The organism is Wolbachia endosymbiont of Rhagoletis cingulata (assembly GCF_048537655.1).
GTDB lineage: Bacteria > Pseudomonadota > Alphaproteobacteria > Rickettsiales > Anaplasmataceae > Wolbachia > Wolbachia pipientis.
This window is the reverse complement of record NZ_CP175927.1, coordinates 1,514,029-1,540,138: the sequence shown is the minus strand read 5'-3', so window position 1 is coordinate 1,540,138 and position 26,110 is coordinate 1,514,029. Positions and strand designations below refer to the sequence as shown.

The 26,110-nt window shown below is 35.6% G+C and carries 26 protein-coding genes; 14 read left to right on the top strand and 12 right to left on the bottom strand.

The genetic code is table 11. The features are described 5' to 3' along the window. Nucleotides 1–216: 216 nt before the first annotated feature. The 3 genes from ACJZL3_RS07115 to purE form a co-directional block, all read right to left on the bottom strand. Complete coding sequence (locus ACJZL3_RS07115) at nt 217–2,871, bottom strand: 2-oxoglutarate dehydrogenase E1 component (RefSeq protein WP_419198774.1); 2,655 nt, start codon at nt 2,869–2,871, stop codon at nt 217–219. 1,583 nt (nt 2,872–4,454) lie between these two features. Next, nucleotides 4,455–6,281, bottom strand: a complete 1,827-nt coding sequence (gene mutL / locus ACJZL3_RS07110) for a DNA mismatch repair endonuclease MutL (protein ID WP_419198773.1) — start codon at nt 6,279–6,281, stop codon at nt 4,455–4,457. A gap of 7 nt (nt 6,282–6,288) precedes the next feature. Beyond that, the gene (gene purE, locus ACJZL3_RS07105; RefSeq protein WP_179943748.1) at nt 6,289–6,780 is read right to left on the bottom strand and encodes a 5-(carboxyamino)imidazole ribonucleotide mutase; all 492 of its coding nucleotides are present in this window, start codon (nt 6,778–6,780) and stop codon (nt 6,289–6,291) included. A 436-nt stretch (nt 6,781–7,216) separates the two neighbouring features. Here purE and ACJZL3_RS07100 point away from each other — a divergent pair, with 436 nt between their 5' ends. The 9 genes from ACJZL3_RS07100 (at nt 7,217) to ACJZL3_RS07060 (ending at nt 13,010) form a co-directional block, all read left to right on the top strand. Beyond that, nucleotides 7,217–7,513 (top strand): helix-turn-helix domain-containing protein, encoded by a 297-nt coding sequence (locus ACJZL3_RS07100; RefSeq protein WP_010081926.1) that lies wholly within the window; start codon nt 7,217–7,219, stop codon nt 7,511–7,513. 60 nt (nt 7,514–7,573) lie between these two features. Beyond that, nucleotides 7,574–7,981: a DNA-directed RNA polymerase subunit omega gene (gene rpoZ / locus ACJZL3_RS07095; protein ID WP_007548528.1), complete on the top strand. Its 408-nt coding sequence runs from the start codon at nt 7,574–7,576 to the stop codon at nt 7,979–7,981. Nucleotides 7,982–8,009: 28 nt separating this feature from the next. Next, a complete protein-coding gene (locus tag ACJZL3_RS07090) occupies nt 8,010–8,255 on the top strand; it encodes a monovalent cation/H+ antiporter complex subunit F (protein ID WP_007548527.1) in 246 nt (81 codons plus the stop codon). A 6-nt stretch (nt 8,256–8,261) separates the two neighbouring features. After that, the gene (gene mnhG / locus ACJZL3_RS07085; protein WP_006279703.1) at nt 8,262–8,549 is read left to right on the top strand and encodes a monovalent cation/H(+) antiporter subunit G; all 288 of its coding nucleotides are present in this window, start codon (nt 8,262–8,264) and stop codon (nt 8,547–8,549) included. Between the two features lies 1 nt (nt 8,550). Then, nucleotides 8,551–9,078 carry a DUF4040 domain-containing protein gene (locus ACJZL3_RS07080; protein WP_015589497.1) on the top strand — a complete coding sequence of 176 codons (528 nt, stop codon included), beginning with the start codon at nt 8,551–8,553 and terminating at the stop codon, nt 9,076–9,078. After that, a complete protein-coding gene (locus tag ACJZL3_RS07075) occupies nt 9,071–9,490 on the top strand; it encodes a Na(+)/H(+) antiporter subunit B (protein ID WP_006279705.1) in 420 nt (139 codons plus the stop codon). The genes ACJZL3_RS07080 and ACJZL3_RS07075 overlap by 8 nt, the downstream gene beginning before the upstream one ends. Then, a complete protein-coding gene (locus ACJZL3_RS07070) occupies nt 9,487–9,798 on the top strand; it encodes a cation:proton antiporter subunit C (RefSeq protein WP_419198772.1) in 312 nt (103 codons plus the stop codon). The genes ACJZL3_RS07075 and ACJZL3_RS07070 overlap by 4 nt, the downstream gene beginning before the upstream one ends. A gap of 138 nt (nt 9,799–9,936) precedes the next feature. Further along, nucleotides 9,937–11,889, top strand: coding sequence for an RNA polymerase sigma factor RpoD (gene rpoD / locus ACJZL3_RS07065; protein ID WP_012673419.1), 1,953 nt, complete (start codon nt 9,937–9,939; stop codon nt 11,887–11,889). A gap of 140 nt (nt 11,890–12,029) precedes the next feature. Next, nucleotides 12,030–13,010 carry an SGNH/GDSL hydrolase family protein gene (locus ACJZL3_RS07060; RefSeq protein ID WP_010082050.1) on the top strand — a complete coding sequence of 327 codons (981 nt, stop codon included), beginning with the start codon at nt 12,030–12,032 and terminating at the stop codon, nt 13,008–13,010. A gap of 174 nt (nt 13,011–13,184) precedes the next feature. On the opposite strand, the gene ACJZL3_RS07055 is transcribed toward ACJZL3_RS07060, so the two are convergent. The 4 genes from ACJZL3_RS07055 to carB form a co-directional block, all read right to left on the bottom strand. Next, nucleotides 13,185–13,568: a hypothetical protein gene (locus ACJZL3_RS07055; protein ID WP_227738615.1), complete on the bottom strand. Its 384-nt coding sequence runs from the start codon at nt 13,566–13,568 to the stop codon at nt 13,185–13,187. Continuing rightward, nucleotides 13,519–13,779 (bottom strand): IS110 family transposase, encoded by a 261-nt coding sequence (locus tag ACJZL3_RS07050; protein WP_010082049.1) that lies wholly within the window; start codon nt 13,777–13,779, stop codon nt 13,519–13,521. The genes ACJZL3_RS07055 and ACJZL3_RS07050 overlap by 50 nt, the downstream gene beginning before the upstream one ends. Next, nucleotides 13,776–13,991 (bottom strand): hypothetical protein, encoded by a 216-nt coding sequence (locus ACJZL3_RS07045; RefSeq protein WP_080717592.1) that lies wholly within the window; start codon nt 13,989–13,991, stop codon nt 13,776–13,778. The genes ACJZL3_RS07050 and ACJZL3_RS07045 overlap by 4 nt, the downstream gene beginning before the upstream one ends. Nucleotides 13,992–14,155: 164 nt before the next feature. Beyond that, nucleotides 14,156–17,611 carry a carbamoyl-phosphate synthase large subunit gene (gene carB, locus ACJZL3_RS07040; protein ID WP_138265033.1) on the bottom strand — a complete coding sequence of 1,152 codons (3,456 nt, stop codon included), beginning with the start codon at nt 17,609–17,611 and terminating at the stop codon, nt 14,156–14,158. A 138-nt stretch (nt 17,612–17,749) separates the two neighbouring features. Here carB and ACJZL3_RS07035 point away from each other — a divergent pair, with 138 nt between their 5' ends. Next, nucleotides 17,750–17,923 (top strand): hypothetical protein, encoded by a 174-nt coding sequence (locus ACJZL3_RS07035; RefSeq protein ID WP_167471214.1) that lies wholly within the window; start codon nt 17,750–17,752, stop codon nt 17,921–17,923. 124 nt (nt 17,924–18,047) lie between these two features. Here ACJZL3_RS07035 and ACJZL3_RS07030 read toward each other — a convergent pair whose 3' ends face one another. Both ACJZL3_RS07030 and ACJZL3_RS07025 read right to left on the bottom strand, forming a co-directional pair. Then, the gene (locus tag ACJZL3_RS07030) at nt 18,048–18,803 is read right to left on the bottom strand and encodes an SDR family oxidoreductase (protein ID WP_022626173.1); all 756 of its coding nucleotides are present in this window, start codon (nt 18,801–18,803) and stop codon (nt 18,048–18,050) included. Then, the gene (locus ACJZL3_RS07025) at nt 18,790–19,605 is read right to left on the bottom strand and encodes a YihY/virulence factor BrkB family protein (RefSeq protein WP_095742838.1); all 816 of its coding nucleotides are present in this window, start codon (nt 19,603–19,605) and stop codon (nt 18,790–18,792) included. Before ACJZL3_RS07025 ends, ACJZL3_RS07030 begins: the two co-directional genes overlap by 14 nt. Before the next feature lie 136 nt (nt 19,606–19,741). Here ACJZL3_RS07025 and ACJZL3_RS07020 point away from each other — a divergent pair, with 136 nt between their 5' ends. From ACJZL3_RS07020 to ACJZL3_RS07010, 3 genes are all read left to right on the top strand, one after another. After that, nucleotides 19,742–20,068, top strand: coding sequence for a TrbC/VirB2 family protein (locus ACJZL3_RS07020; RefSeq protein ID WP_010081966.1), 327 nt, complete (start codon nt 19,742–19,744; stop codon nt 20,066–20,068). Nucleotides 20,069–20,085: 17 nt separating this feature from the next. Then, nucleotides 20,086–20,439, top strand: coding sequence for a TrbC/VirB2 family protein (locus tag ACJZL3_RS07015; protein ID WP_010081965.1), 354 nt, complete (start codon nt 20,086–20,088; stop codon nt 20,437–20,439). A 216-nt stretch (nt 20,440–20,655) separates the two neighbouring features. Then, complete coding sequence (locus ACJZL3_RS07010; protein WP_038198436.1) at nt 20,656–21,000, top strand: TrbC/VirB2 family protein; 345 nt, start codon at nt 20,656–20,658, stop codon at nt 20,998–21,000. A gap of 667 nt (nt 21,001–21,667) precedes the next feature. On the opposite strand, the gene recF is transcribed toward ACJZL3_RS07010, so the two are convergent. The 3 genes from recF to ACJZL3_RS06995 form a co-directional block, all read right to left on the bottom strand. Continuing rightward, on the bottom strand, nt 21,668–22,765 hold the full coding sequence (gene recF / locus ACJZL3_RS07005; RefSeq protein ID WP_138264925.1) for a DNA replication/repair protein RecF: 1,098 nt from the start codon (nt 22,763–22,765) through the stop codon (nt 21,668–21,670). Nucleotides 22,766–22,781: 16 nt separating this feature from the next. Then, a complete protein-coding gene (gene bcp / locus ACJZL3_RS07000) occupies nt 22,782–23,249 on the bottom strand; it encodes a thioredoxin-dependent thiol peroxidase (RefSeq protein WP_010963157.1) in 468 nt (155 codons plus the stop codon). 189 nt (nt 23,250–23,438) lie between these two features. Next, nucleotides 23,439–24,866, bottom strand: a complete 1,428-nt coding sequence (locus ACJZL3_RS06995) for a sensor histidine kinase (RefSeq protein ID WP_038198431.1) — start codon at nt 24,864–24,866, stop codon at nt 23,439–23,441. Nucleotides 24,867–24,931: 65 nt separating this feature from the next. Here ACJZL3_RS06995 and ACJZL3_RS06990 point away from each other — a divergent pair, with 65 nt between their 5' ends. Then, on the top strand, nt 24,932–26,107 hold the full coding sequence (locus tag ACJZL3_RS06990) for an aspartate aminotransferase family protein (RefSeq protein WP_419198771.1): 1,176 nt from the start codon (nt 24,932–24,934) through the stop codon (nt 26,105–26,107). Nucleotides 26,108–26,110 lie beyond the last annotated feature (3 nt).

Genomic DNA, 26,110 nt, shown 5'->3' with positions numbered 1-26,110 from the left:
TTAATAATGTTTACTTTTTAAATAAAAATAAATGAAAATTTTAATAAAAATTAATTTTTTTTTAATAGAATAAAAATCTTTTATATTTGCTTGAGTACCAAAAGGGCTTTATTGGTGTAATGCGTTTTCTATTGCGCCTGGCTGCAGTGCCCAGCGTCAAGATCTGATGAACAATGTTCGCTTGCCAGCTTTCGCTTCAATATTTGCACAATTGTGCTAGATCCCCTGCATAACCTGCTTTAAAATCTCCTCCTGCTGCTGAGTGTGAACACTAACATAACCACATGCAGGAGATGCAGCAGCAGGTCTTGCGATACACTTAGGTCTTTTTGCTTGGATATCGAGATTAGATAACACTTCTTCTATCAATGGGTTGACAAAAAACCATCCTCCCATATTTTTTGGTTCTTCTTGACACCATATAATTTCAGCGTTTTTGTACTTTTCAAGTTCATTACTTAGTTTATCTGCAGGAAAAGGATAGAATTGCTCCAAACGTATTACTGCTATATCGTTTATTTTTTGTGCTTCACATATGTCGTAATAAACTTTACCACTGCATATTACAACTTTACGTATTTTATCATTCGAAACTAAACCTGTTCTACATTCTGGAATTACTGTGAGGAATTTTCCTTCAAAATCAGATAGGTTAGATACTGCTCTTTTGTGGCGCAGTAGCGATTTAGGTGTAAACACTACCAGAGGCTTACGAAAGTCTCTATGCATTTGTCTGCGTAAGACATGGAAGTAATTCGCCGGAGTGGAACAATTAACTACCTGCATATTATCCTCTGCGCAGAGTTGCAAAAATCTCTCTATACGTGCGGAGCTATGCTCAGGTCCCTGTCCTTCATAACCATGAGGCAGCAATAAAACTAGACCGCTTGATCGCAACCACTTTGTTTCTGCAGATGCGATAAACTGGTCGATCATAATTTGCGCACCGTTTGCAAAATCACCAAATTGTCCTTCCCAGAGCACCAGTGAATACGGAGAATCAAGACTATATCCATATTCAAAGCCCATTACAGCATACTCAGATAGTGCGCTATCTATGACCTCAAAGTGAGCTTGCTTTTCATTTATATTGTTTAGCGGAATAAATGCTTCTTCTGTTACCTGATCAACAAGCCTTGAATGACGGTGCGAGAAAGTTCCACGACCAGAGTCTTGTCCTGATAAACGCACTCCTATTCTTTCTGTGAGCAGTGATGCAAACGCAAGACTTTCGGCAGTTGCCCAGTCTATATTACTACCAAAATTTATGCTGTCTATTCTGCCATCGAGTATTTTTCTAACCTTATTGTTAATGTTAAAGTTACTTGGGATATTGCTATTTATACGCACACCTAATTTTTTCAGCTCATCTGGCGGAACACCAGAATCCGTGTAGTATTCGCTCAAATCGTTCAGCTTTGCTCTTCTTAATTTTGACCACACTCCACCGAACCAGTCAGCTTTTTTTGGAGTGTAAGCCGCTGATTCAGCAAGACTTTTATCTAATTCTGCCCTGAATTCACTGCGCAATTTATTTACTTCATCGCCATCTAATACTTTCTCTGCAGTCAATTTTTCTTCATACAATGTTCCAGGAGTTTTATGCTTTGATATCGCCTTATACATAAGTGGCTGAGTGAAATTCGGTTCATCACCTTCATTATGGCCATATTTGCGGTAGCACATTATGTCAATTACTACGTCCTTTTTAAATTTCTGCCTATATTCCATCGCCAGACTTGTAGCAAAACTCACAGCTTCCGGGTTATCTCCATTGACGTGAAACACTGGAGCTTCTATTGATTTTGCTATATCAGTGCAATAAAAAGAGGATCGTGCGCAACATGGGTTAGCAGTAAAACCAACTTGGTTATTAATGACAATGTGCACAATGCCATCCACTTTATAGCCTTCAATATTGCTTAAGGTTAAAGTTTCAGCAACCACTCCTTGACCGATGAAAGCCGCATCACCATGAATTGATATGCCAAGCACAGATCTTATATTCTGTTTTGCTCTTATTCTTCCAGCCAAAACCGGATTTACCGCTTCAAGGTGAGATGGATTAGGGCATAAACTTAAATGTATTTTTTTGCCACCTGAAAGTGCTCGATCAGAAGAGTAACCAAGGTGATATTTAACATCACCGGACACCTCAAGACCACTTGGGTATGCAAGATTGCCTTGAAATTCAGACAGCATTGCCGCATATTCTTTCCCCATCACTTTGGTTAGAACATTGAGTCGTCCGCGGTGAGCCATGCCAAGGACTATTTCTTCAATACCAAAAACCGTAGAATCACTAATGATTTTTTCAATTGCAACGATAGCTGATTCTCCACCTTCAATAGAAAAGCGTTTATATCCAGGAAATTTCATATGGAGAAATTGCTCGAACATCTCAGATTCGATCAAGTGCCTCAGTATTTCCTTTTTATCTTGTGAACTCAGCGTATAGGTTTGATTTTCGATCTTTTCCTGCAGCCACATCCTCTCCTCATAAGAGGAGATATGCATAAATTCAAAACCGATGTTCTTGCAGTAAATATCTCTATAGATTCCAGCGTCACTTGCCGGATATAGATTCGAATATTTCTGATAATCTACTTCCTTATTCACATTGGGTAATAACGGATTAAGATCCGCAAAAAAATGACCGTAAGATCTGAAAAAATTTGCTAAACTAGAAACTGAATCATCCACCTTAGTTACATGTTGTGCACCGCAGGTCTCCGCTTTATTAACTTCTAAATTGCTTGAAAAAATTCTATACCAATCCTCCCCGATTGATTTATCACCCTGCAAATAACGGCTATACATTTCTTCCACAAATTCTGCATTATCACCATAAAGGCAGCTTAAACTCGACATAATCACTATAAAAAGTATCAAATACTTATAAGTATAACTTAAGTTTTTTAAAAAAGAACTTTTTTAGTTTCTATACGTCATACCGCCGCGGTATCTCTTAACATAGATCCCGCTAACACGTAGCGGGATGACGATTGTCAGGGTGTCATCCCAGTGCGTGACACTGGTTCACTCTATAATGGCAGCGCCCCTATGGTGTCATCCCAGTGCCCAGACTACTTGGATCCAGAAAAAAGAATGGTGTCATCCGAGTAGCTGACACTGGGATCCAGAAGACTTAATTTCAACCAAGTGGCTGCATAATAAAGGCTAGATCCCAGTGTCACGCACTGGGATGACAAGGTATAAACCTTATCGTCACGCCGCCACGAACCGTCATACCGCGATTCATTCGCGGTATCTCAGCCGCTAACAAGAGATCCCGCTAACAAGCAGCGGGATGACAACAATCCTACGTCATGCCGCGGTATCTCTTAGCCGCTAACACGTAGCGGGATGACGATTGTCAGGCCAGCGCCCCTATAATGTCATCCGAGTAGCCGACACTGGGATCCAGATTGGATACTGAGTTGGTGAGTATAAAAGTATAGCTTCTACGTCATACCGTGATTTATTCACGGTATCTCACATAGATCCCGCTAACAAGCAGCGGGATGACAGCAATCCTACGTCATGCCGCGGTATCTCTTAGCCGCTAACACGTAGCGGGATGACGATTGTCAGGGTGTCATTCCAGCGCGTGAAGGTGGAATCTAGTTTCACTTTATTATGGTGTCATCCGAGTAGCCGACACTGGGATCCAGATTGGATACTGAGTTGGTGAGTATAAAAGTATAGCTTCTACGTCATACCGCCGCGAACCGTCATACCGTGATTTATTCACGGTATCTCACATAGATCCCGCTAACAAGCAGCGGGATGACAACAATCCTACGTCATGCCGCGGTATCTCTTAGCCGCTAACAAGCAGCGGGATGACGAATTACTTAACCATCATCTACACCGTCATACCGCGATTCATTCGCGGTATCTCTTAACATAGATCCCCTACTATACCTTAACATAGATCCCGCTAACAAGCAGCGGGATGACGAGCTTATCGTCACGCCGCCGCGAACCGTCATACCGCGATTCATTCGCGGTATCTCAAAGCATAGATCCCGCTAACACGTAGCGGGATGACGATTGTCGGTGAACTTAAGTTACTTTAGCCATAAATATTTAAGAAATTTACCAAACGAAAAAAAGGCAAAAGAAGCCCCGAGTAGCGAGTTTTGACTCTATATTACTGTAAGTGGCGCTGTAATAATGTGCTGACGCTTAGTTTAAGCGCGGTTTGGCTGAATGTAGAAAAAATTTAAAAGACATGCAGCCGCTATAATTTTATGTAATCCGCCAAAAAATACCCTGAGTTTTTTACTGAATTTTGTCATTGAGCCTGCAGGTCAAAAACAAGTTTTGAGTCATAAATACCCTTAATACTATAATAAGGGCGCTGGAGGAGTTTGTCAAGGAAGTTTTTTCGTTTCTATGAGCTACTTGGATGACGAGAAAGGAGCACTTACATATTTATGGCAACCTCATTACCTACGCTCAAAAAGTTTTTCAATATCACTGAGTTTCATTTCTATATAAGTTGGTCTTCCGTGGTTGCATTGCCCGGAATATGGGGTTTTTTCCATTTGTCTAAGCAGCACATTCATTTCTTCTAATCTCATTTTTCTACCCGCTCTAATTGATCCATAACAAGCGATAGTGGCCAATATTTTGTTCACTTTATCTTCTACTGGCAATGTATCTTCTATTTCCGTTAATCTATCGACTATATTAATTAGCATCTCTTTCACATCTATTGCTCCCAAAATTGCAGGGATTTCTTTTACTATCACTTTATTTTCTGGTTTGATCTCAATATCAAAACCCATTTCAAATAACTTATCTTTATAGATTTCAATCATCTCCATTCCGGCTTGATTTTTGATTTCAACCGTTTCAGGAAGAAGTAGTTTTTGTCTTTTTACACTTGATTTTTGTTTTAAGCATTCATATACTAGCCTTTCGTGGGCTGCATGCTGGTCGACTATAATCAATTTGTCTCTTACCTCGGCAATAATGTAAGTATTATAGACCTGACAGCGTGCAAACCCGAGCGGGTGGCTCTCTATCAAATCAACTTGCTCTAACACCTTTTTTTCTAGAACCATAGTCTCCGCTTGTGATGGAAATTTCTGTATGCCGGTATAATCAAACGATTTTGACTGTTCTGATAAGCCTTTTGCTTTTTCATTTGGAGAAGCAAATTCTTTTATTAGTTGATTTTTAAAAGGACTTGGTCTTTTTTCATAAAATTCTTTTTGAACATTAGGTTTATCAAAAGGATCCGGCAATGTTGAATCCATTTTCTGTTCATGCGCTGGAAAAGTGCCTATCCTTCTTGACAATGCTTTAATTAATCCTCTTGTCATTATCTCATATATGAGCTTCTTATTCTGAAACCTTACTTCTGACTTATTTGGATGCACATTTACATCTACTTGATCATAAGGTATCTCTAAATGTAACGCTGCAAAAGGATACCTATCGCTTGGAATAAAATCATGATATGCATACCTAACTGCGCCAATAAGTAAATTATCTTTAATTGGCCTTCCATTAACAAACGTATAGATCTGAGTGGACTTACCACGATTGACGGTCGGCTTACAGATGTGTCCCGTAAGTTTAATGCCGTCTTCTTCTTCATTGATCTCCAAAGAATTGCCCTGAAATTCTTCTTCTACTTCACACAATCTATGAAATAACGAAGTCTGCTTAGCGTATTTTAAGAGCTTTTTATTACCTGAAGTGAGAGTAAACCCTATATGATAGTTAATCATTGCTAGGTTGTTTACAATATCAACAATGCTTTGAGTTTCTGCTCTTTCAGTTTTTAGAAATTTTAGTCTATTTGGAGTGGCAAAAAATAAATCTCGTACTTCAATATGTGTGCCTTGTGATAAAGAGTAAGGAGTTTGCTCCCCTATTTTCTCTCCACCCTCATAACTTATAGACCATGCTTCATTTGCTTCTCTTGCCTTAGACGATAATTTTATCCTACTTACTGCTGCTATTGAAGGCAGAGCTTCTCCTCTAAAGCCAAGATGCTTGATTTCTATCAACTCATTGTCGCTCAATTTTGAAGTAGCATGGCGCATAAACGCAAGTTCTAAATCGTTTTTTTCTACTCCGTTACCATCATCTGTCACAATAATAAGGTTACGCCCACCACTTTCTATTTTAATCTCTATTTCTAAACTTCCAGCATCTATTGCATTTTCCACTAATTCCTTTACTACACTTGCTGGCCTTTCTATCACCTCCCCCGCTGCTATACGGTTTATGGTTTTTGTGTCTAAAAGAATTATTGCCATAGATTTATTATGAAACTGGTTTTTCTTTTACTTCTTTGGTCTGCTTCTCTCTCCACTTTTTTAACCTACCTGCAATTTCACTGTTAGAAATTGACAATATAGATACGGCGGTAATGGCAGCATTATGTGCTCCATTTTCCCCTATAGACATGGTTGCAACTGGAACACCCTTTGGCATTTGAACTATAGAGAGTAGGCTGTCCAGCCCATTTAATTGTTTACTATGCACAGGAACGCCGATAACTGGTAAACAAGTTAGTGACGCAACCATACCAGGTAAATGAGCTGCACCTCCTGCACCAGCTATAATAACCTTAAAACCTTCTTCTTGTGCAGATTTAGCAAAATTGAAGAGCCTTTCTGGTGTTCTATGTGCAGATATTATGAATATATCATGTGAAACTTCTAATGCTTTTAACATATCAACAGTATGGACCATAGTGGTGTAATCTGACTCACTTCCCATAATAACAGCAACATCTTTTTTTATTTTTGTCATATTCAACACAATTTTACTTACTAACTAAATAATGTTCCAGCTAAAAAGCAACAAATATTTAAATTATATTATAAATATAATATATAGAATTCTCGTTAAAATAGAAATTTTAAAAATTTAAATAAATATTTATATTAAGATATAGAGATATAAACTTCTTATGTAAGATAAATTTATAAAATAATTATTTTTGTATTTCAAGCTTTGTAATCTTAGCTTGTTCTTTCTATAAATGGTTTTTTCAGATAGACTGATGGTAAAATGGTAATTTAAAATTACTAGAAATTTGATAAAAATATTAATATATAATCAACTTAAAGTTTTAAATATTGATATCATATGATTATTGACAAGTTACATGATATTAATATCTTGGTATATTAAATATTATGTTATAATATTTAATAAAGTTAATTGATATGTGAGTGTAAGAATTATGGAAATAATATCGTTAAATAACTTAGACAGTGCAGGAATAAAAACAAAGTTGCTTTATATAATAAATAAAATTATAGAAAAAAATGCTTGGACTCAGGCTTTTGCAGCTGAGAAACTTGGTATTGATCAGCCAAAGGTATCGCAAATTAAAAATGGTAAAATAGATGGTTTTTCTTTAGAGCGATTGTTAGGATTTCTAAAAAAACTTGATCATGAGATAACAATCACGATGACAGAAAGCCAAGAAATAAAATCTGAGGCAGAAAAAGTAAAACATGAAGTTGAATCGCAATAGATACAAAGTTGACAACTTGTTTTTTGTGATATAGTATAAAACTTATTAAGGTAGTATCTTATGGCTGAGTCTATTGTAGAAAAGTGTATAGAACGGGTAAGTAACCGTTTCAAATTGGTTCTGTTGGCAAGTCAAAGAACACATGATTTAAATACAGGGGCAAGTAATCCAATTCAAGCAGCTAAGTTTAAAGGTCATAAAAATACCATAGTTTCCTTACATGAAATAGCAGGAAAACAGGTGGATACTCATGAGCTGTTTAGCCTTTTGGTAGGTAGATGCAAGGAATACATGAAAGGAAATATGAATAATGTTTACAGCAGTAATACAAGTAAGCTAGCGAATTTATTAAATTTTTCTGATAACACAGATCTTGATGCAAGTCAAGAAAGCCAAGATTATGAAGTGGATGGTGAAATAGATGATGAAATAAATGATCAAGATGGCGATGAAGAAGTATCCGTTTAGAAATCTACTGAAGTCACATAGTCTTTAAATGATTTGCATTGCTATCTATACACTGTTGTTCTGTATGAGTGTAATGTTGTGTTGCATAGTGTCTAAGTCAAATGATGTGTACAATAAGGTTTTAGCGTTCAATAATTTCTCAACGCAAGTAGTTGTACTTATAACAGCAATATCAATCATTCTGAATAATTTTTTTTTAATTGATATAGCATTGTTGTATGCTAGCGTTAGCTTTATATCAACTATAGCACTAATGAGATTAATGTTGTTTTGATAATTTATGATAGGATCCATTTTCATATTTTTAGGTATTTGTTTGATAATTATTTCAAATATAGGGGTGATCAGATTTCCTGATTTCTATACTAGGTTACATGCAGCAGGTATTACAGATTCTAGCGGTGCAACGTTATTGTTAATTGGTTTTGCTTTGCAGAATGGATTTTCAATCAATACTGTTAAAATAGTATTATTAATTTTTATAATATGGGTAGCTAACTCAACTAATAGCTATATTTTAGCGCGCACTCATTATAAAGTTAAGAAAAAAACTGTTAAAGAAGGCTAAGGTGTTAGAAATATTAAATGTAGTGTTACTTTTGTTGTTACTAACAGTTACGGTTTTTATAGTTTTCTCGCGACATTTAGTCGTAAGTGCTGTTCTAATGTGTGTATTTAGTTCACTGATTGCGCTTATATACTTAATTATGAATGCACCTGATGTTGCAATTACTGAAGCTTCTGTTGGTGCGGGGCTCAGTACAGTTTTTACGTTTGCAGCACTCTCCTTGATAAAGAATCATAAAGTAAATCTATCTCATAACCCTATAACGCTTTTTTTTATGTTATTTCTGGCTGTATGTTTGTCATATTTTATGATTCAATTGCCAGATTTTGGCAGCCACAATGCTCCGATCCACTTGCATGTTGCTCCTTATTATGTGGAAAATACCGAAAAAGCTACCGGTATTCCTAATATAGTGACAGCTATTTTGGCAAGCTTTCGTGGTTATGACACGTTTGGAGAAACTATAGTAGTTTTTACTGCTGCGCTTTGTATAACGTTGATATTAAAAGAAGAAAAAGAAAATGATTAAAGATCCGATATTAAATGCAGTAACATTTTTGATGATACCTTTTATCATTTTATTTGGTTTATACATACAATTTCACGGTGATTACACTCCGGGTGGAGGTTTTCAAGCAGGAATAATTATTGCCTCCGGGATAATATTATATTCAATGCTATTTGGTGTATCTACAACTCTAAAAGCAATACCTTATTCTGTGATTAGATTGACTAACGTGTTAGGTATTTTAATTTATGGAGGAACGGGCGTTGCAACAACTTTACTTGGCCAAAATTTTTTATCTTATGATATCTTGTTAACCAATAATAGAACCGGTCAAAAATTAGGTATTTTTTTGGTGGAATTAGGTGTAGCATTTACTGTCTGCTCCTCTATGTTAATTATATATATAAATTTTGCTCGTAGGAAAAAACAATGACTTTATATAATTATACGATTATTATTATATTAATGGTGCTAGGTTTATATATTATTATAAACGATAAAAATTTAATCAAGAAAATGATAGGGGTAAGCGTCTTCCAAGCATCTGTTTTGTTATTTTACATATCTCTAGGATATATAAAAAGTTCCTTGCCTCCTATATTGGTTTCAAATTTTTATTCATATAGCAATCCTATACCCCATGTTTTAATGCTTACTGCTATAGTGGTTGGAATTGCAACATTTTCAGTTGGATTATCCATAGCAGTAAAAATGGAAGAAAAGTATGGAACAATTGATTAAGACAAGTGTACATAAATTAACAGTATCTTAAACTATATGAAGTAACAAATAGCCACAAGTTAAAAGTAAAATTATAGACTTGCTCGTTGTAAGTTTGTTTGTTAATAAGAAATAAAATTATAAACTATAAAGGTAATGATGTCAACTATTAATGATGCAGAAGATAAGAAAAAAATTATCAAAGATCTGGTAACTAAGAGTATAAAAAAGGGTGGTTTTATCACCTTTGATGATATAAATGATAAATTATCAGATGAAAATTTTTCGTCTGACTTTATAGATGATGCTATATCTTTATTGCAGGATTCCGGAATTAATGTGCTTGAAAGTAGCGAAGATGAAGAAGATATTCCTTCCAACAGTGATGATAGTAAACTTGATGATGATGACACATCGCCAAATGTTACTGCAACTTTAGTACAAAATGATGATCCAGTGAGGATTTATTTACAAGACATGAGCTCCGTAAAGCTTTTATCAAGGGCAGATGAAATCGAGATAGCAAAAAAAATTGAATCTGAAAAGCATAACATGTTACGTGCAATAATTGAAACATCAGTAACATTAAAGGTGATAAAAGTATGGCGTGATGATTTAAGTAATGGAGCTCTCTTACTGAGAGAAATTATAGATCTGGATGCAATTTATAACTCTGATTTTAATGTGGTACCCAAAGAAGAAAGTGAAGAGAGTGAAGAAAGTGCTGAAGATGTTGAGGATTCTGAGGATGTTTCTGAAGATGCTGAGTACTGTAGTGATGATGAGAAAGATAGTAAAAAAAGTGATGATGAGAAAGACGGTAATAATGAAGATATAAGTTCAGTCAATTTAAATGTTTCTATTCTTGAAATGGAAAGTGACTTATTGCCAAAGGTCATAGTTGCATTGGATGAGATAATTACTTTAACAAATGAAGCGTTGATATTAAGAAAAAATTCTAAAAATTTCTCTAATGAGCTAGAAAATTTGTATAATCAAATATGGTCTATAGCATTACAAATTAAGTTAAGTGATGCTGCTGTTGCCAGAATTACACAAGAACTTTATAAGATAAATAGATCCATTACGCTTGAAGAGGCTAATCTTATTGCTGAGGCTAGAAAATACGATATCGATAGAGAAAGTTTCTATAAAGTTTATGATGACGTGCTTTTAAAGCACGAATTGAAAAAGATAAGTCTTTTAAAGATCAATGAAAATCAGTCCTCTTTTACAGGTGAATTAAAAAACAAATTTTTAAGGTTTATAGACGATAACTCTGAACATATAGCTAGTACCTTGAACGGTATTAAGCAGCATATACAGGAAGATAACGTACAAGAATTTAAGGAGCTAATCAAGAGAATACAAAAACACGAACGAGAAGTCTCTGAAGCAAAGCAAGAAATGATTAAGGCTAACTTAAGGCTAGTAGTTTCCATTGCTAAGAAGTATTCAAAAAGAGGCCTTGATCTGCTTGATTTGATACAAGAAGGCAATATTGGTCTTATGAAGGCCGTGGATAAGTTTGATTACAAACGTGGATATAAATTTTCAACTTATGGCACTTGGTGGGTAAGACAATCAATCACTAGAGCAATACCTGAGCAGTCTAAAGTAGTTAGAATACCAGTTCATATGGTGGAAATTATCAGTAAAATCAACAGAGCATTAAGAAAGATGACTCATGAGATGGGAAGAGAGCCGACGTTAGAGGAATTGAGTGTAGAACTGACAATGCCACTGGAAAGAATACGCAAAGTTATGAAAATAGCAAGGGATCCAGTAAGTCTTGAAGCTCCAACAGGAAAAGATGATAGTAGTACCTTTGGTGATTGTATAGAAGACAAGCGAGTCTCCAGGCCAGAGGATGCTGCAATACTTGCTGACTTGCGTGGCATTACAACCAATGTTCTTGCAACTTTAACACCAAAGGAAGAAAGAATTTTAAGAATGCGTTTTGGCCTTGGTAAAGATGGGAAGGAACATACCTTAGAAGAAGTAGGAAAAATTTTTAATGTAACACGTGAGAGAATTAGGCAAATAGAGGCAAAAGCACTGCGCAAGTTGAAACATCCAAGCCGTGCTAGAAAACTTAGAGGGTTCTTTTAAGTATACGTGTCAAGTTAAGAAGAAGCTGATTTTGCCCGGAAAAAGTGGAGAGCAAGTTAGGCCAAAGTTGTATAATTTCACCGCTATTTTTCTTTTTCTATGAATCTAATGAAACAACATGCTAATCTACGGTAAATATTATGACAAACAAAAATGACAATTCTAATTCAAAGTATAGAAATTTTTATGTTCTGGGTGATAGCTTATCCGATAATGGCGCAATCATTGGAATTTTAAATAATTTATCCTTTGCAAAAAGCGTAAAATTTGATGATCCTTTTTATCAAGGAAGATCTTTTAGCAATGGCCCTACTGCTGTTGAATATATAGCAAAATATTTAGATTTAGATGAATTTAAACCTGGGTGGAGTTATTCATTTTTTGGGAGATGCCACGAACAGCAAGGTCAGAATTACGCAGTTTCATATGCAACAGCATCTGAAATTTTTGACCCTATTTTTTCTTATTTCTTCAATAAATTTCGTTTAGCTAACCAGCTAGATGCGGTAATTAAACATCATCCAGATATAGGTAAAGAAGATTTATTTTGCATCATAATCGGCGGAAATGATGTTATGGTTGCCACTGCTTATGACGATACTAAAGCGGAAGAAGTGTTGGAACAAGCAGTGAGTGAAATATGTAATGCACTTAAGGTTCTAAATGAACATGGTGTTAAGCATGTAGTTGTTGCAAATGCACCTGAAGTTGGCTCAATACCAGCTTTTAATAGAGATGAAGAAGCAAGGGAACTAGCTACAAAGCTCACGGAGAGTTTCAATGCAAAACTGGCTAAAGGCTTAGATTATATGAAGAAAAGTACAAATCTTGAAATAAAAGCATTTGATCTTAACTCTAAAATGAGAAGTATGTTTAGCGAATACAAGAGCAAAGGTTTAAATTGTCAAGATGCATGCACATCGAACATTGCAGACCAAGTTGGGAGATTTAAAGAAAATATAAAAATACTCTTAAAGTTGATATTTAAAGGGGAACTTGACGTTCACTATAACCCTGGGTGTAGCAAAGAAACACTAAAGGATTATTTCTTTTTTGATTATTTCCATCCAACTGCGGAACTTCATCATGAAGTTGGTAATGAAGTGTATGAGTTGATTTGACACAGTTTTTTGAACATATCCTTTTAAATAGTAACCAGACTGCATTCTGTGATTTTTAGCAAAACACGATCTTTCATTTGAGCTTTCTTCAATTTAAAATAAATACAGAAAATTGCTGCCTATAGCTAAACTGACTTAGATTTACCGATAATTTGAAAAACCGTCATCCCGCTACTATATAGTTATTGATATATATTTTCTTTTAAGCTCTTGGTTTTGATCGATAAATGTAATCATTTCATCTTCTAAAGTTTTAATTTGATTACGTAAAATTGCAAGAAGTTCCTCTATTTGTTTGATTATAGATGTATCAGTTACCTGTTGGATTTGGGTTTTTTGTATTTTTGCTATTTCTACAAGTTGGTTTCTACGAGATAATTTTTGTTTCAAGCAATCAATATTACCATTACTAACTGTTAAAGGAGTAACACGCATATCTGTATTATTAATATAACGTGAGATGATACTGCAGTCTATTTTATCAGTTTTTGTAGTAATACCAAGGCTTTTAGCATAGTCTCTCCCACCTTGGTTGAATGACGTACACCTCAAAACCATTGCTTAGTAAAGTATAGGCACATAATTTTTCGTATCCACCAGTTGCCTCAAGACCAATTTTGGTTACATTATGCAAACGTAAAAAGTCCAGCATTTCATCAATGGATTGTACATTGTTTTCAAATATTTTATAATGCTCAAGTGGGTGAATGTGGAGATCTAATTTACTTTTGCTAACATCAATGCCAGCAATAATGTTTGATGAATTCATAATTCCTCCGTAATAATAACATATACTGCATTTTCCAGCCTTATATACGAGCCTAAAAGCTCAATCAGTTGTTCGGAACTTTCAGTATAATAAACCAGAGAAGAGAACCTTGCTGAACAACGATTCTTATAATCAAGGGGCGTGACGATTCCTCTTCTCTGTGTGTCTTTAATCTCACTACTTTGATATTTATAAAGACTTGTTCTTAACATATAAGGGAAGTGTCCTCTAGGTGAGATTGTGGAGCATTCGTTGCAGCATTTGGCTGTTCAATTACGCTAGTTGATTCTTTAGGTATACTATTTCCTTCAAAATTTCCATCTTTTTATTATGTTCTCTTTAGCATTTTGAGAGTGAATTATTCTAGTTTTGATATTTAAACGTTTTGTATCTGCTGTAATGATTTCACTTCCAGTTTGCTATTCTTTACATATTGAATTGCAAGCACTAACGCTTTACTTCCGGAAGCTGTGGTGCTGTAAGCTATATTTTGCAAAATAGCAGTTCTCCTGATATCTTTGCTGTCTGAGACTGACTTTACACCTTTTGAAGTATTAATCACTAGATTTATTTTTCCATCTTTGAGCATATCAACTATGTGGGGTCTGCCTTCTCTTACTTTATTTACAGCTTGTGCAGCAATGCCGTTATTGTTCAGATACGAAGCTGTGCCTTTGGTGGCATATATTTCAAAACTCAGTTCTTTCAACATTCGTGCAACTGGCAATATATACTTTTTATCATCATCTTTTACTGAAACCAGAGCTGTTCCTTCTGTTGGTAACTTGTATCCTGCAGCCATGTGCGTTTTTGCAAGTGCAGCTTCAAATGATGAGTCAATTCCCATCACTTCTCCTGTTGATTTCATTTCAGGACCAAGTAAAGTATCAACTCCTGCAAAGCGGGTAAATGGAAAAACAGCAGCTTTAACTGCAAAATGATTGAAAGGCTTGTTTTCCTGATTCAATTTTTTACCCAAAATAACCTGAGTGGCAAGCTTTGCAATAGGAATATTGATTACCTTGGAAATAAAAGGAACGGTTCGACTAGCCCTTAAATTCACTTCAAGTATGTATACATCACTAGACCTCTTGCATAACTCGATTTCTGAAGGCAATTTTGTCGTCAAAGCTTGTCTGCGCTCCTCAAATACATTCGAGTATTCTGTGGTGCTCATCTGCACTTTTCCTAAAGATTTCTCATCACAAACAGGTTCTGCAAGAGGTCTATTCTCTTGAACAGCAAACTGAATGTTTATCAGACCTTTCACTTTTAATGCTAATGCTATTCTCTCAGTTTGGAGCTCGATCTCTTTTATTACTTCGTCACTCAATGTATTTGTCGGTATTGAGCATGTTGAATCACCAGAGTGGATACCAGCTTCTTCAATATGCTCCATGACCGCTGCAATGAAAACTTTTTCCCCATCACATACAGCATCAACGTCAACCTCAACTGCATTGACTAAAAATTTATCAAGAAGCAGCGAACCATGCTCAAAGATTTTAGTTTGATCTAAGACGTACTCTTTAAAGCTCTGAGTATCGTGTCTAATCGACATAGACTGACCGCCGAGGACATATGATGGCCTGACTACTAGTGGAAACCCCACCTTTTCTGCGTTGGTTAACGCTTCTTCTACTGAATGGCAGATAGAATTTTCAGGTTGTTTTAAATTAAGTTGCAAAGCAAGGTTTTTAAACCTCATGCGATCTTCTGCAAGGTCAATAGAATCAAACGAAGTTCCCAGAATTTTGAAACCTCTCTCGTTAAGCACTTTGGCTAACTTTAAAGGTGTTTGACCGCCTATTTGAACTATTACACCAACCAGTGTGCCATTTTCTTGCTCTTTACTTAGTATTTCAAGCACATCCTCTGCAATGAGTGGTGCAAAATATAAACGATCAGCGGTATCGTAGTCAGTTGAGACAGTTTCGGGATTACAGTTGATCATTATTGTTTCATACCCCATTTCTTTGGCGGCAGAAGCTGCATGTACGCATGCATAATCAAACTCAATACCTTGACCAATGCGATTTGGACCACTTCCTAAAATGACAACCTTTTCTCGGTCAGAAATATTCGCCTCACATTCCGTTTTATTTTCAACATCACCCTCATAGCAGCCATACATATAAGCAGTGCTCGATTCAAATTCAGCTGCACAGGTGTCTACGCGTTTATAAACTTGTTTAATGCCAAATTTTTTTCTTATTTCTTCGATTTGTTTTACTCGATCTCCAGCGTGTAACGCTGGCTGGATCCCAGTGTCACGCACTGGGATGACATTAGAGGGTACTGGAATGACAGAGGTAGGTCTATTACTTAACTTTGCTAATCTTGCATCTGAAAATCCCATTTTTTTCAGCTCTAACATTTCGTACGCAGTTCCAGGAAATCCATTTTCCTTGATTTTTTGTTCAGTTAATATAATTTGCTGTATATTTTGCAGAAACCATAAGTCATATCCTGTAATCGAATTTATTTCTTCTATGCTAATTCCGTGGCGCATTGCGTCAGCAGCAATCAGTAATCTGTTTGGTAGCAATTTTGCTAATTGAGATTTTATGTGATCAATATCAATGTTCTCAGGAAATACTTCATCAAGTCCTGTAAAATCAGTTTCAAGTGAACGGAAAGCTTTCTGTAGTGACTCATTAAAAGTGCGGCCTATAGACATCACTTCTCCCACTGATTTCATGGAGGTTGATAATTCACAATTCGTCCCCTTAAATTTCTCAAACTCAAATCGAGGAATTTTAGTGACGATATAATCAATCACTGGTTCGAATGCTGCTGGTATTATTGGAGCACAGTCGTTACGTATTTCGTCGAGCGAATAGCCAATAGCAAGTTTAGTTACAACTTTTGCAATAGGATAGCCTGTTGCTTTCGAAGCAAGTGCAGAAGAGCGAGAAACCCTTGGATTCATCTCAATCACAACGAGGCTTCCATCTTCTTTAGGATTCACTGCAAATTGAACATTTGCACCACCGGCACTAACATCAATTTCTCTCAGCACTGCTATAGATGCATTTCTCATCTGTTGGTATTCTACGTCACGCAGAGTCAAAGCAGGAGCAACCGTAATACTATCTCCGGTGTGCACTCCCATCGGATCAACATTTTCTATCGAACAGACTATTATGCAGTTATCTTTACAATCGCGGATAACTTCCATTTCATACTCTTTCCAGCCGATAATTGATTCATCTATCTGAACTTCATTTATTGGCGAAATTTTGAGAGCACTTTCTGCGATATTGAAAAACTCCTCTTTATTATATGCTATGCCACTACCTGCACCACCAAGAGTGAATGATGAACGAATGATTGCTGGTAATCCAACGTAATCCAAAGCCTTTTTTATTTGTTCTTGATTTTTTATAATGATACTTTTGGGGTATTTCAGTCCTATTCTATCCATGGACTGACGGAATAACTCTCTATCCTCTGCTTTTTTTATTGCTTCTCTATTTACCCCTATTAATTCTACGTTGTATTTGTCTAACACTCCATCATCTGCAAGTTTTATTGCACAATTGAGCGCTGTTTGCCCGCCCATTGTTGGCAATATTGCGTCTGGCCTCTCCTTAATTATAATTTTCTCTATGATTTCAGGCAGTACCGGCTCAATATACGTCGCATCAGAAAACTCAGGATCTGTCATTATAGTTGCGGGGTTGGAGTTAACCAAAATGACTTTATAACCTTCGCTTTTTAATACTTTACAGCTTTGCGTTCCGGAATAATCAAACTCGCATGCCTGACCTATAACTATTGGGCCTGCTCCTATTACTAATATAGATTCTATATCTGTGCGTTTCGGCATAATTACAATAACGGTCTCTATTCAAGTAATGTTACCAATCTTTCCTGTATATGTGAATTTTTATTAAACCTATTAGCTAATTACTTTTAGGCTTGACGCATAACTGTACGAACATTGCAATTTGCGTGGCAGATTCCAGTGCTTGACACACAGCTGTACAAACATTCATTTTTGAAGGTAAATTGCACAGCAAATGATGTCATTCAAGTAGCTGACACTGGTTCCTTTATGACGGCAGTGCCCAGAGGTGTCATCCCAGTCTGGGATCCAGAAAACTTAACTTTAAATAAGTGGCTGCATAATAAAGACTAGATTCCAGACTGGAATGACACCATAGAGGCACTGGGATGACATCCTTCCTAGTGGAGATTACTCTCAAATCACAATGTTCATACAATTGTGGGCTTAACGGTATCTTTGCAGATACTATGGTAATTTATTCGGGAGATTTGCTGAGCGGTAAGATTTTTCCTGATATGCTGCAGTCTTCAGAAGCTAATTCCACAAATTTATCTGTTAGTTTATCAGGTGACACCAATTCAGATCCAGGAAATGCCTGCTCACTACCCACAGGTCCTTCCGTGTATACAGCATTTACACATAATTTTGTATGTTTTGTCTCAGATGCATATATCTGCACCATTATTTCTAGTGCAACTTTACTTGCAGCATACGGCATCCAATATGGATAAGAGGAAGGAGAAAGTGTCACTTCTGAGGTCATGAATATCGCTCTTCCAGCATTAGACTTTTTTAGCATTGGATCTAAGTTTTTTAGTAAGTACCAATTGGCAGTAAAATTTGTATTCATTACGTTCTGTAGCTCTTCAATCTCACAGTCATGAATGGGGTTCAGTTTGCCTAAAATTCCAGCACACGCAACTAATATATCAAGTGCTCCAGATTCTGATAATTTCAGGCTTTCTATCATGTTTGTCAGTATCTTTACATTCTCAAAGTCTAAAAGATCAAGCTGAATTAGTTTCACAGAGCCTTCTTTAAATTCTTCAAGCTCTTCAATTTCATTATATAGTGGCTTGAGATTATCAAGAGATCTTGAAATCAGAATCACACATGCACCTTCTCTTATAAACCTTTTTGCAACAGCAGAGCCTACTCCACCTGAAGCTCCGGTGATTAAAGCTACTTTACCTTCTAACTTACCCATTTCTTTCTCCTTAGCGAGATTCATTGAAATATTTTAGCTGAAAATTGAATTTTGCTCCATATATAAAAATCAAACTTAGCATATAAAAAAATAGTAATGACACTACCACACCACCTAAACTTCCATATATCAAATCCAGTTGGTCAAAGGAAGCTTTTAAGTATTGCTTAAAAGCTGAAGCAGAAATCGTCCAAAGAATAACAGCTACACAAGATCCAGGAAATACGTCTGATAAATTTTGTTTTATGTTTGGCAACATAAAATATAGCCAAGAGACTACTGTGAAAAGTACAAATTCAATAAGTAAATACCTAGTATAACTTAGTCCCTGATAGGAAAAATCAATTAGCATTGGTACTAGTGTAGAAAACACTATAGTTAGAGTTATAATAAGCGTGATTACTAAAAATTGTAATATACTTAGTACTCTTCTTAATATATAAGGCGGCGAAACCGGAACTTTATAGGCCTTATTGAGTATTGTTCTAAGCCCTTCAATTGTCGATGAAGCGGTCCAAACAGCACCTACAATTGCTAAAGTTAGTAAGCTTTGCGGCGGGCCTGATATTATCTCCCTAATACGCGGCATCAAAGATGATAAAATATCCTGTGGCATGTTATCAATGATAAATACCCAGCCAATGTTGTACTGGTCTAAAAAATTTGCAAATGTTGACGCCACAGCCATTAAAACGATGAGAAAAGGAAATATTGATAACAGAATTAAAAATGATAAATACCCTGCATGCTCCACTCCATCATTATAAATTGTGTCAATCAAAGCACGATAAAGACAATAAACGATGCTGTAAAATTTCTGTGGCACTGTAATATAAACGAACCAAGAAAAGTATTCTAAATGAAATAAAGGATACTTTTAAGCAAAAAAATCCTCACCATTTACTTAAATTTAATCAAAATGGTAGATAATCCAGCATTAAATAGAAATTATCGGAGGCATAATGAAAAATTTTCTTCTACTTGTGGCATTAATTCTCTCCTTTGCATTTGATGCAAATGCTCCTCCTACTACTTTTGTTGATACAAATGATACAACATCATCGGTGATATGCAAGATAATAGGCTATACTCATGGCATAGGTGGACCAATGATCACAATAGTGATAATAGGTGCAGCGTTGCTTGCAATATTCGGCAGAATGCCGTGGCCAGCGCTTTTTGCACTCGGTGCATTTACTGCTGTGTTTTTTGGCGCTCCTGTAGTCGTTTCAAAAATAACACCAGGAGGTGTGATTTGTCAAAACGGTGCAGTAGCGAATAAGCCATAGAAATTATTGGAGGCATAATGAAAAATTTTCTTCTACTTGTGGCGTTAATTCTCTTCTTTGCATTTGATAATGCTTTTGCTAGCAGTGTTACTGATGACGCAACGTCAAATACAATATGCAAAATAGTAGGCTATACTCACGGCATAGGTGGACCGATGATCACAATAGTAATAATTGGTGCAGCATTGCTTGCAATATTTGGCAGAATGCCGTGGCCAGCGCTTTTTGCACTCGGTGCATTTACTGCTGTGTTTTTTGGTGCGCCTGTAGTTGTTTCAAAAATAGTACCAGGCGGTGTGATTTGTAAAAATGGTGCAACTGCTTGCCCTGATGGTAAAGTATGGAATGCAACAACAAATACATGCAACTAGGCACTAAAATTTCAGAAAAACATTAGCTAAATGGTGCTCCTTAAAGGAGCACCATTATTCCACAATTGTATAAATGTTGTCCAAGTGAATAACACTGAGATCCGGGAATTTTTATAAACTGATAGGATGACAAATTTACTAGAACCCTCACCATTTACTTAAATTTAATCAAAGCGATAGATAATCAAACATGAAACAGAAATTATAGGAGGCGTAATGAAAAATTTTCTTCTACTTGTGGCGTTAATTCTCTCCTTTGCGTTTGATGCAAATGCTAATACTAGTGGTGGCACCACCAACACCGTTTTTGTTGATGAAAGTGATATAACATCATCAGTGATATGCAAGATAATAGGCTATACTCACGGCATAGGTGGGCCGATGATCACAATAGTGATAATAGGTGCAGCTTTGCTTGCGATATTTGGCAGAATGCCATGGCCAGCGCTTTTTGCACTCGGTGCATTTACTGCTGTGTTTTTTGGCGCTCCTGTAGTCGTTTCAAAAATAACACCAGGAGGTGTGATTTGTGAAGACGGTGCAGTAGTGAATAATCCATAGAAATTATAGAAGGCGTAAACGTAGTTTTCTTTACTTGAAAGTGGTAAGTTTTACCACTTTCAGTGTCTATAACTACCTAATAAATTCTCTTTCTGTAATCATATCAGTTAAAGTCTGGATTCCAGCGCCACGCGCTAGAATGACAAGGCTGATCGTCATGTCACCGCGAACCGTCATACCGCGATTCATTCGCGGTATCTCAGCCGCTAACAAGTAGCGGGATGACGGTTGTCGTTTAGCCATAAATATTTAAGAAATTTACCAAACGAAAAAAAAGGCAAAAGAAGCCCTGGTCATTGTCTATTTTCAGTATTGGCGTTTTTTAAGTCTTAAACACTGCAATTTAGCTGCTTTTGAATGCAACTCACCTTAGTTTGAATGTTTAAGAAATTTACTAAGCAGAAAAAAAGGCAAAAGAAACCCCGTGTTAGCTAGTTGTCACTCTCTAATCCTGCAAAATCGGCGTACTATACTGTCTTAAACGACTTATAAGCGCGTTTCAGCTTATATAGGTAAAAACCCAGAAATGTTGTGAAGACATAAGGTGCACATAGTGCAAAAAATTAAAAATAAGACGCCAACTACGTTGTTTTCTTGCTGTTTAATCTGCACAGATGAAGATAACTGAATACCTTCAGTATCATGATAAGGGGGCTGGCGAGGTTTGTCAAGGAAGTTTTGCATTTAATTCATTTGATAATTCAAAAAACTTGAAAGAATAAAGATAGCTATTGAAATTATCTTGATTTACATCAGTTATCCAAGTTTGACATTGAATACTTAACACTTCCTCCATTAACGCCTTTCTGTAATGTTTATCCAGATGAGACATTATATCATCAAGTAGAAGAAGTGGTGCCTTATTGTAATGAATACACCTTGCTTTTACACTGGATAAAATAATAGAAAGCAGTAATAACTTTTGTTCTCCAGTGGAGCACAGATTTATTGGTACGTTTCTTTTTTGACAAAAAACCCGAAAATTATCGTTATGCACACCAAAGGTTACTCTACCAGTCAATGAATCTTTTTCTCTGTTTTCCTTTAGACGATTCTGAAAATATTCTGCAGTATCGTCCAAAGTTAGCTGGCTGCTGAATTTCAAACTTGCCTTCGGAAAAAACTCACTGGAATGGTTATCAATTGTGTCTTGTAGTGTCTTTAAAACAGACGATCGCATACGTAAAATACTAACTGCATTAACGGCCATTATGTTTTCAAGACTAGAGAGCCAATTTTCGTCCAAGGTGTTCTCTCTCAACAGTTTACTTCGCTCACGTTTAGCTTTTCTGTGTTTCATGTAGCAGCAAGTGTAATTTTCCTCAAACAGTGAGACTATACGGTCTAAAAATTTTAATCTGTCACTTGGAGAATTAAGAAGAACATAGTCCATTTGTGGAATCAGCCATATTACATTGGATATCTTATACAAAGATGAATAACTCGATTGCGTTTTTCCATCAATTTGTATTAGTTTCTTATCAAAACTCTTTGCGATACCAATTGAATTAAAATCCATTCCATTAAAAAAATCATAGTGCACTACCCAATCTTCATTACTGAATCTATTTTGTATCTCACTGGCTTTTGCTTTTTTCATTCCATTGCTTTTAGCAAGCAACGAGATTGCTTCAAGTATATTAGTTTTACCAATACCGTTTTTGCCAGTTATTACAACTGAGCTATCATCTGAATCCAGTTCAAAGTTTGAGTGGCTACGAAAATTATGTAATTTCAGCTTTTTTATGTAGCAATGGGTAGCCATTAACCTATTCTTTAGTTTATATTCTCTTTACTTCTTCCAGAACCTCATCAACATGTCCACTAACTTTTACATTTTTCCAGATCTTCACTATTTTACCTTTTTTATCTATTAAAAAAGTAGTGCGTTCTATTCCCATATACTTTTTGCCAAACATACTTTTCTCTACCCAAACACCATATTTTCCCAACATTTCAGCATTCTCATCAGAAACTAAAGAAAACGGCAGAGAATATTTTGCTTTGAAGTTAGTGTGACACTTAACACTATCTTTTGATACACCAATTATCACTGTGTCAAGGAAAGAAAAATCATCTATTTTATCTCTAAAGCCTTTTGCCTCCATTGTACAACCCGGAGTATCGTCTTTAGGATAAAAATAAAGAACTACATTTTTTTTATCAAAAAATTCACTCAGTGATAAATTTTCACCAGAATCTGCTGGCAAGCTAAAATCGGGTGCATTATTTCCTACTGCTAATTCCATACCTTGCTCCATTAATAACACTTCCATCTATAGTAGTATATTGTAGTCAGAGTATCAAATTTTATATATAGCTAACAGATAAGATTCTTGATGGGGGCTTATTGATGAATTTCTGCCTACCTTCTCGGCTTGCCGCTCTTGATAAAGTGTGGTTTTCGTCTGATGTAAGGCCATATCAAATAGATCCTATTAAAAATCAATCGAATCTTCACATGTTTGTTCTTCATAAAAGAAGTTCAATGTTATCGTAGTACCAAGTTTTGCTTCACTTTTAATGTCAAAAGTTCCACCCATTAACTCTACTAATTTCTTGCTTAGCGGCAATCCGATGCCCGTACCTTCGTTTCTATACCCCGAATCTGCTTGGCCAAAAACAGACATAACTTTATATATGTCCTGCTGCATTATTCCTATTCCATTGTCATGAAACTCAATAGTTAATAAGTTTTTTTCTATATTTTCTTTTATCACCATTCTTATTAAACCATCTTTGGGAGTAAACTTGATTGAGTTTGATAATAAATTTATTATAACTTGTTTCATTCTCTTGGGATCTGCAATGACTAATAATTGTTTATTAGTCATCTCTTTTTTTAAATTAATCCCGGCTTCTTTTAATTTAGGCAATAGCATATTTACACATGAATCTATTATTTTGTTCAGGTTAAACTTCACTTTTTCTACTGTTAAACTACTTGATTCAGCTTTTGAAAAATCTAACACATCATTAATTAAGGCAAGTAAGTGTGTCCCTGCATTATATATATCGTCTGCATACTCCTTGTATTGAGAGTTATCCATTGAACCTAAAGTTTCATTTTTGATCAACTCTGCAAATCCAATAATAGCATTAAGAGGTGTGCGTAATTCATGTGTAACGCTTGCAAAAAACTTTAGCTTGTTTGCATTTTCTTGCTCTAATGTCTCTTTTATCTGCTGTAATTCAATGTTAGTTTTATGTTGCTTGGCTAGCATTTGGGTATTAGAAAAGTGCAAATAGAACATTATTAATATTAAGATTATTAATAATAGGCCCAAAAATGTTAAAAACAGGCCATATGCTATAACATAAGAATTATTGTAGTTTCGAAGAATCTTCAAAAAAAACGACGGTTTAACGCTATTTTCATGGAATATAGGGAAAATAGAAGTTAATGTATTTCCTGTAGTATAAAATATTTCTTGGTTACTTAATAGTTTATCAATTTCATCGTTTGTAAGTAACTGTTCATAATCATAATCTTGAGTGTTAAAATTACTGAATATTATTCTGCCGTTTTGATCATACAGTATTAAGCTGAAATCCTTTACTTTGCTCACTGATTGTAATAATTCAGCACGTAGTTTTACTAGTTGGTTTATGTAGTCAAAATTTTTGTATTTAATGTGATGCTTTTCTATTAGTAAATAATGGTATTTTTTTATTATGCCATTTTCCAGTACGCTTTTTAAGTTTACACTTGAATCACGGTAAGAAGAAAGGAAATTACTCCTTAGTAAATGATTACAATATATCACACTGAATAAAATCATAAAGATCGATGAGAGTAATACAATAACTTTTGTGTATTTGTTTTTCTTCAACGCAGAAAACATCAATTTACCTAGCTTATACATATCCTTCTTATTGTGAAACAACGGTTTTTATGTTATTAATAATAAAATTTAGCATATAATATTTTATGACAATTTCTCCTATTTTGCCAGTTTATTCTCCTGTTAATATAAATTTTTCTCATGGCAAAGGTATCTACCTATATGATGTTGATGGTGAGCGCTACGTAGATTTTCACTCCGGAATAGCCGTTAGTAGCTTAGGTCACACTAATTCGCGATTAATTAGTGCTCTTAAATTGCAAGGAGAAAAATTATGGCATATATCAAATACCTATAATATACCTGCTGCCAATAATTTTGCAGAAAAATTAATAAACAATAGTTTCGCTGACACTGTATTTTTCTCAAATTCTGGATCAGAGGCAGTAGAATGTGGACTTAAGATTGCTAGGATCTATCAAAATGGAAAAGGCAATAAAAATCGTCACAGAATTTTAACATTTCATGGTGAATTTCATGGAAGAACCTTTTTAACTTGTGCTACAAACGATAAACAGAAATTTTCTGAATTACTAAATCCCTACATTGATTGGTGTGATAACATCGAGCCCAATATTGAGAGCGTAAAGAAAGCAATTTCAAGTGGTATAGGCGTTATATTAATAGAACCAATACAAGGGCAAGGTGGTATCAAAGTAATGAATGAAGTCTTTATGAAAGAACTAAGAAGGCTGTGTGATGAAAATGACATATTGTTATTTTTTGATTGCGTACAATGCGGTGCTGGTAGGACAGGAAAATTATTCGCATACGAACATATAGGAGTGGAACCTGATATATGTGCTCTTGCAAAGGGAATAGGCGGGGGGTTTCCGCTGGGGGCTTGTCTTGCAACTGAAAATGCTGCTAAATATATGGCGGTCGGTATGCACGGTTCCACTTTTGGTGGCAATCCGCTTGCAACCTCAGTAGGTAATGCTGTGCTCGAAGAATTGCTCAGCCCCGGCTTTTTGAAAAATGTTGAAATTAGAGGTAAATACTTAAAAAATAAACTAGAAGACTTAGCAAGTAAATTTCCAATAATAGAGGAAGTAAGAGGGAAAGGGTTAATGCTTGGAATAAAAGTGAAAGCAGACAATCAAAAGTTTGCAGAAGAGTTAAGTCATCGCGGCTTGCTTACTGTTGGGGTAACATCAGATAACGTTGTGAGAATTTTACCTCCACTCATTATCACTGAAAAAGAGATTGATGAAGGCATCGAGATTTTGACTCAATATTTATCTGAGAAATCTTCTGATTAGATA

Excerpts from the sequence above, each read along its gene's own strand:
- ACJZL3_RS07115 (WP_419198774.1), bottom strand. The coding sequence starts at position 2,871 with ATGTCGAGTTTAAGCTGCCTTTATGGTGATAATGCAGAATTTGTGGAA.
- mutL (WP_419198773.1), bottom strand. The coding sequence starts at position 6,281 with ATGGCAATAATTCTTTTAGACACAAAAACCATAAACCGTATAGCAGCG.
- purE (WP_179943748.1), bottom strand. The coding sequence starts at position 6,780 with ATGACAAAAATAAAAAAAGATGTTGCTGTTATTATGGGAAGTGAGTCA.
- ACJZL3_RS07100 (WP_010081926.1), top strand. The coding sequence starts at position 7,217 with ATGGAAATAATATCGTTAAATAACTTAGACAGTGCAGGAATAAAAACA.
- rpoZ (WP_007548528.1), top strand. The coding sequence starts at position 7,574 with ATGGCTGAGTCTATTGTAGAAAAGTGTATAGAACGGGTAAGTAACCGT.
- ACJZL3_RS07090 (WP_007548527.1), top strand. The coding sequence starts at position 8,010 with ATGATTTGCATTGCTATCTATACACTGTTGTTCTGTATGAGTGTAATG.
- mnhG (WP_006279703.1), top strand. The coding sequence starts at position 8,262 with ATGATAGGATCCATTTTCATATTTTTAGGTATTTGTTTGATAATTATT.
- ACJZL3_RS07075 (WP_006279705.1), top strand. The coding sequence starts at position 9,071 with ATGATTAAAGATCCGATATTAAATGCAGTAACATTTTTGATGATACCT.
- ACJZL3_RS07070 (WP_419198772.1), top strand. The coding sequence starts at position 9,487 with ATGACTTTATATAATTATACGATTATTATTATATTAATGGTGCTAGGT.
- rpoD (WP_012673419.1), top strand. The coding sequence starts at position 9,937 with ATGTCAACTATTAATGATGCAGAAGATAAGAAAAAAATTATCAAAGAT.
- ACJZL3_RS07060 (WP_010082050.1), top strand. The coding sequence starts at position 12,030 with ATGACAAACAAAAATGACAATTCTAATTCAAAGTATAGAAATTTTTAT.
- ACJZL3_RS07055 (WP_227738615.1), bottom strand. The coding sequence starts at position 13,568 with ATGGTTTTGAGGTGTACGTCATTCAACCAAGGTGGGAGAGACTATGCT.
- ACJZL3_RS07050 (WP_010082049.1), bottom strand. The coding sequence starts at position 13,779 with ATGAATTCATCAAACATTATTGCTGGCATTGATGTTAGCAAAAGTAAA.
- ACJZL3_RS07045 (WP_080717592.1), bottom strand. The coding sequence starts at position 13,991 with ATGTTAAGAACAAGTCTTTATAAATATCAAAGTAGTGAGATTAAAGAC.
- carB (WP_138265033.1), bottom strand. The coding sequence starts at position 17,611 with ATGCCGAAACGCACAGATATAGAATCTATATTAGTAATAGGAGCAGGC.
- ACJZL3_RS07030 (WP_022626173.1), bottom strand. The coding sequence starts at position 18,803 with ATGAATCTCGCTAAGGAGAAAGAAATGGGTAAGTTAGAAGGTAAAGTA.
- ACJZL3_RS07020 (WP_010081966.1), top strand. The coding sequence starts at position 19,742 with ATGAAAAATTTTCTTCTACTTGTGGCATTAATTCTCTCCTTTGCATTT.
- ACJZL3_RS07015 (WP_010081965.1), top strand. The coding sequence starts at position 20,086 with ATGAAAAATTTTCTTCTACTTGTGGCGTTAATTCTCTTCTTTGCATTT.
- ACJZL3_RS07010 (WP_038198436.1), top strand. The coding sequence starts at position 20,656 with ATGAAAAATTTTCTTCTACTTGTGGCGTTAATTCTCTCCTTTGCGTTT.
- recF (WP_138264925.1), bottom strand. The coding sequence starts at position 22,765 with ATGGCTACCCATTGCTACATAAAAAAGCTGAAATTACATAATTTTCGT.
- bcp (WP_010963157.1), bottom strand. The coding sequence starts at position 23,249 with ATGGAATTAGCAGTAGGAAATAATGCACCCGATTTTAGCTTGCCAGCA.
- ACJZL3_RS06995 (WP_038198431.1), bottom strand. The coding sequence starts at position 24,866 with ATGTATAAGCTAGGTAAATTGATGTTTTCTGCGTTGAAGAAAAACAAA.
- ACJZL3_RS06990 (WP_419198771.1), top strand. The coding sequence starts at position 24,932 with ATGACAATTTCTCCTATTTTGCCAGTTTATTCTCCTGTTAATATAAAT.